6 protein-coding genes and 1 pseudogene are annotated in these 4,771 nt (G+C 61.3%); 5 read left to right on the plus strand and 2 right to left on the minus strand.

The features are described 5' to 3' along the window. The 5 genes and pseudogenes from ENZ74_RS22335 to plsY form a co-directional block, all read left to right on the plus strand. On the plus strand, nt 1-548 hold a 548-nt coding region (locus ENZ74_RS22335; protein WP_164761135.1), incomplete at its 5' end, for an FAD-dependent oxidoreductase. Between the two features lie 89 nt (nt 549-637). Beyond that, entirely contained in the window at nt 638-895 is a 258-nt protein-coding gene (locus tag ENZ74_RS22340) for a GlsB/YeaQ/YmgE family stress response membrane protein (protein ID WP_013531486.1), read from the plus strand. 138 nt (nt 896-1,033) lie between these two features. Next, on the plus strand, nt 1,034-1,999 hold the full coding sequence (gene lipA / locus ENZ74_RS22345; RefSeq protein WP_024505190.1) for a lipoyl synthase: 966 nt from the start codon (nt 1,034-1,036) through the stop codon (nt 1,997-1,999). A gap of 12 nt (nt 2,000-2,011) precedes the next feature. Beyond that, on the plus strand, nt 2,012-2,467 hold the full coding sequence (locus ENZ74_RS22350) for a type II toxin-antitoxin system RatA family toxin (RefSeq protein ID WP_013531488.1): 456 nt from the start codon (nt 2,012-2,014) through the stop codon (nt 2,465-2,467). Nucleotides 2,468-2,476: 9 nt separating this feature from the next. Then, nucleotides 2,477-3,140, plus strand: a pseudogene (gene plsY / locus ENZ74_RS22355) (glycerol-3-phosphate 1-O-acyltransferase PlsY). A 45-nt stretch (nt 3,141-3,185) separates the two neighbouring features. On the opposite strand, the gene ENZ74_RS22360 reads toward plsY, so the two are convergent. Together ENZ74_RS22360 and ENZ74_RS22365 are read right to left on the minus strand one after the other, a co-directional pair. Continuing rightward, complete coding sequence (locus ENZ74_RS22360) at nt 3,186-3,668, minus strand: CinA family protein (RefSeq protein WP_063168047.1); 483 nt, start codon at nt 3,666-3,668, stop codon at nt 3,186-3,188. Beyond that, nucleotides 3,665-4,771, minus strand: a 1,107-nt coding sequence (locus ENZ74_RS22365; protein ID WP_127312993.1) for a bifunctional 2-C-methyl-D-erythritol 4-phosphate cytidylyltransferase/2-C-methyl-D-erythritol 2,4-cyclodiphosphate synthase, incomplete at its 5' end; no start/stop codon positions are given. The genes ENZ74_RS22360 and ENZ74_RS22365, both read right to left, overlap by 4 nt.

Raw genomic sequence — 4,771 nt, forward strand, 5'->3', positions numbered from 1 at the left:
GCGTGAAGACGGATCGCGGCTGCGTCGTCATCGATGGTTACGGCAAGACCAATGTGCCGGGCATCTATGCCATCGGCGATGTCGCCGGCCCGCCGATGCTCGCCCACAAGGCCGAACATGAGGGTGTCGTGTGCATCGAGAAGATCGCTGATTTTCCTGGCGTACATGCCACCGACAAGCTGAAGATTCCGGGCTGCACCTACTGCAATCCGCAGGTCGCCTCGGTTGGCCTGACCGAAGCCAAGGCCAAGGCAGAGGGCTGGGATATCCGGGTCGGGCGCTTCCAGTTCGCCGCCAATGGCAAGGCGATCGCGCTCGGTGAGGATCAGGGCTTCATCAAGACCATCTTCGACAAGAAGACCGGTCAATTGCTCGGCGCCCACATGGTCGGCGCCGAAGTGACCGAACTGATCCAGGGCTTCGTCGTGGCGATGAACCTGGAGACGACCGAGGAAGAGCTGATGCACACCATCTTCCCGCACCCGACGCTGTCGGAGATGATGAAGGAAAGCGTGCTCGACGCCTATGGCCGCGCGCTCAACGCGTGATAGATTGAAAGCGCTGCTACAGATGGAACCCGGCGGCAAGGTACATCGTTTGCGGATGCACTTTCATCCATCACACAAGGAGAAGGCATATGCACCTGAATGGCGTCGGCTGGATAGCAGCCATCATCATCGGCGGCCTGGCAGGCTGGTTCGCCGAAATGTTCATGAAGAGCAACACCGGCATCTTCATGAACATCGTTATGGGCATCGTCGGCGCGATCGTGCTGAACGCCATTCTGCAGGCTCTCAATTTTGGCCCGTTCGGCGTCGGCTGGATTGCCTATCTGATCACCGGCTTTATCGGCGCCTGCCTACTGATCTGGGCAGGACGCCTGGTGCGCCGCTGACATCACTGAAGAGCTGCCATGCGAAAAAGGCTGTTGCGGCATGCGCCGCAGCGGCCTTTTTCTTTGCGCCGAAAAGTCCTAGATGACGTTATCACAACGAACGCCTGACTGGCGCTCGCCAATGAACCAGGTTTCCCGATGGTCACTGTCCTCGATACGATCGCCAACGCACCGCGCCTGCGGCATCCCGAAAAGGCGCACAAGCCTGATCAGGATGTCCTGCGCAAGCCCGACTGGATACGCGTCAAGGCGCCGATGTCGAAGGGCTATGCCGAAACGCGCGAAATCGTGAAGTCGCACAAGCTGGTGACGGTCTGCGAAGAGGCCGGCTGCCCCAACATCGGCGAGTGCTGGGAAAAGAAGCACGCCACCTTCATGATCATGGGCGAGATCTGCACCCGCGCCTGCGCTTTCTGCAACGTCGCCACGGGCATTCCAACCGCTCTTGACCCGGATGAACCGGCCCGCGTCGCGCATGCGGTCAAGCAGATGGGCCTTACCCATGTCGTCATCACCTCGGTCGACCGCGACGATCTCGCCGATGGCGGTGCGCAGCATTTCGCCGAGGTCATCCGCGCCATCCGGGCGGCGACGCCGCTGACGACGATCGAAATCCTGACGCCCGACTTCCTGCGCAAGGACGGCGCGCTGGAGATCGTCGTGGCGGCCAAACCCGACGTCTTCAACCACAATCTCGAAACCGTTCCGTCGAACTATCTGACGGTTCGTCCGGGCGCCCGCTATTTCCATTCGATCCGGCTGTTGCAGCGGGTCAAGGAGCTTGATCCGTCGATCTTCACCAAGTCCGGCATCATGGTGGGGCTGGGCGAAGAACGGAATGAAATCCTGCAGTTGATGGACGATCTGCGTTCGGCCAATGTCGACTTCATGACCATAGGCCAGTATCTGCAGCCGTCGAAGAAGCACCACCCGGTGATCCGCTTTGTTACGCCGGAGGAGTTCAAATCCTTTGAGACGATCGGCCGGACCAAGGGTTTCCTGCTGGTGGCGTCCAGCCCGCTGACGCGTTCATCGCATCACGCCGGCGACGATTTCGCCAAGCTGCGTGCGGCACGGGAAGCGATTCTCAAGAAATCAGCTTAATCAGCCGGTTTCATGCCAAAATTCGAAGCTACCCGACGCGTATCCCATACACCCGAGCAGATGTTCGCTTTGGTCGCCGATGTTGAATCCTATCCGCAATTCCTGCCGCTTTGCGAAGCGCTGACGGTTCGCTCGCGCAAGGAGCGTGACGGGCGTACCGTTCTCCTTGCCGACATGAGCATCGGCTACAAGGCGATCCGCGAAACCTTCACGACGCAGGTACTGCTGAAGCCCGACGAGAACACCATCGACGTGAAGTACATCGACGGGCCGTTCAAATATTTGAGCAATGTCTGGCGTTTCGAACCCGACGGCGCCGGTTGCGCCGTCCGCTTCTTCATCGACTACGAGTTCAAGAGCCGTATTCTGGGCGCGGTCATGGGAACCATGTTCGATCGTGCCTTCCGCATGTTCGCCGAAGCCTTTGAGAAGCGCGCCGACGTCATCTACGGTACAAAACCGTCTTGAGGCTTGCGCATGCTTTTCTGGATAGCAAGCACCGTTGGACTGGCGATCGCCTATCTCTTCGGTTCAATGCCCACGGGTTATCTGGCGGGGAAGCTGCTCAAGGGCATCGATATCCGGGAGCATGGCTCCAAATCCACCGGGGCAACGAACGTCTTGCGGGTCTTGGGAAAATGGCCGGCGTTGGTGGTGTTGCTGGTGGATGTGCTGAAAGGTGCTGGGGCGATCGTCTTTGCCCGCTGGGTTCATCACGTTGCCGTTGGTTACGCTATCGACCCCGCTTGACCTGCAAGCCTGGGTGCCTTGGGCTGTTTGCCTGGCCGGAATTGCCGTGTTGTTGGGACATGGCCGTTCGATCTGGTTGAATTTCACAGGTGGCAAATCCGCTGCGACGGGGCTTGGCGTGTTGCTGGCTCTGTCTTGGCCGGTAGGTGTGGGGGCTGCGGCGGCTTTTGGTGCTGTGCTGGCTACGTCTCGGATAGTTTCCCTGAGTTCGATGGTAGCGGCGTTGACCGCGATCGCCCTCATCTGTGGCCTGGAGCAACCGTTGGCCTATCGGTTGCTGGTGATTGCGGGCAGCATCTACGTGGTTATGCGCCATCGTGCCAATATTCAGCGGCTGCTGGCTGGGACGGAGCCACACTTGGGGCAAAGCAGCCCGGAATCGAAAACGTAGCCGCAAATCCGGCTTTCGGGTCCGCCCGCCCAACGTTTTATAATCCTATCCGAGTGCTTGCAGGCCCAGTTCCAGCGCTTGCCGGACCGTTTCGCGACGGATGAAATCGCGGCCTTTGTCTGCAAAGAGTTGGTGCTCGGCGACAATCGGTCGGCCGTCCAGCGCAACCCCGAACCAGACCAGGCCGACCGGTTTTTCCGCCGAACCGCCGCCAGGCCCGGCGATCCCGGTAACCGCCAGGGTCAGCCCGGCGCGCGAACGGGTAAGCGCGCCTGTCGCCATTTCGATCGCAGTCTCGCGCGAAACCGCCCCATGCGCATCGAGCGTGGCGGCGGAAACGCCGAGCATGTCCATCTTGGCTTCGTTGGAATAGGCGATGAAGCCGCGATCGACCACGGCGGACGAGCCCGCGATGTCGGTGAGTGCCGCGATGATCATGCCGCCGGTGCAGCTTTCCGCCGTTGCCAGCATGATGCCGCGTTTCTGGCAGGCTTGCAGCAAGGCATTTGCCAGGTCGCTGTTGGTCATTCCGGCACCTCGCCGGGAAACACCACGCTGGCAGTGGCGATCGCCGCAATGCCTTCCTCGCGCCCGACGAAGCCGAGCTTCTCGTTGGTTGTCGCCTTGATCGAGATGCGATCCGCGGAAATTGCCAGCATCTGCGACAGGGCTGCCGTCATCGCCTCGCGGTGCGGGCCGACGCGCGGCGCTTCGCAGATCAACGTGATATCGGCATTGGCGATGCGGCCGCCGCGCTCGCGCACCAGCCCTGCCGCATGCTCGACGAAGATCCGCGATGCAGCGCCTTTCCACTGCGGGTCGGACGGCGGAAAATGCGTACCGATGTCGCCGGCGCCGCAGGTCGCCAGCAACGCATCGGTCAGAGCATGCAGACCGACATCGGCGTCGGAATGGCCGGACAGTTTCTTGTCGTGTGCAATGGCGACTCCACACAGTGTAACATGGTCGCCGGGCTCGAAAGCATGGACGTCGTAGCCATTGCCGGTCCGGATGTCGGGAAAGCGCACACGTTCGCCGGAAAGCCGCTGGTCCGCCATGGCAATATCCCGTGCCCAGGTGAGTTTGACATTGTCCGGCGAGCCCGGAACGATCTTGACCGGAATATGCGCCCATTCGGCGATCGCGGCATCGTCGGTAAAATCCATTTTTCCCAGATGATGGGCTTTCTCGTGCGCGGCAAGGATGGGCCAGAACGGAAAGCCCTGCGGCGTTTGCGCCGCGTGAAGACCGCTGCGCGAAACGGTTTCGCCAACCACGCCGGAGGCCGACTCGCGCTTCAGCGTGTCGGCGACGGGCAAAGCGGGCAATGCGCCCTCGCGCTCGCCGATGGCGGCGATGGTGCGATCTATCAGGTCCGCATCGACAAACGGACGCACGGCATCGTGGATCAGAACCTGCCCCGGCGCGTGGTCTCTAAGGGCAAGCAGGCCGAGCCGGACGGATTCCTGCCTGGTCGCCCCGCCGATAACGGCGCTAACGCGCTCGGCGTTGGTGCCCGCCGCCTGCCGGAACAGTTCATGGTCGTCGGCATGAATGGCGACGACGATCTCGCTGGTCCGCGGGTGGGCCAGAAAAATGTCAAGCGTGTGTGCGATAACGGCAAAGCCGCC

The sequence above is a fragment of the Mesorhizobium sp. M7A.F.Ca.CA.002.15.2.1 genome, from assembly GCF_003998715.1.
GTDB classification, from domain to species: Bacteria; Pseudomonadota; Alphaproteobacteria; order Rhizobiales; family Rhizobiaceae; genus Mesorhizobium; species Mesorhizobium ciceri.

Bases quoted from the DNA above. Each gene is read 5' to 3' on its own strand.
- ENZ74_RS22350 (WP_013531488.1), top strand. From the start codon at position 2,012: ATGCCAAAATTCGAAGCTACCCGACGCGTATCCCATACACCCGAGCAG.
- ENZ74_RS22360 (WP_063168047.1), bottom strand. From the start codon at position 3,668: ATGACCAACAGCGACCTGGCAAATGCCTTGCTGCAAGCCTGCCAGAAA.
- ENZ74_RS22340 (WP_013531486.1), top strand. From the start codon at position 638: ATGCACCTGAATGGCGTCGGCTGGATAGCAGCCATCATCATCGGCGGC.
- lipA (WP_024505190.1), top strand. From the start codon at position 1,034: ATGGTCACTGTCCTCGATACGATCGCCAACGCACCGCGCCTGCGGCAT.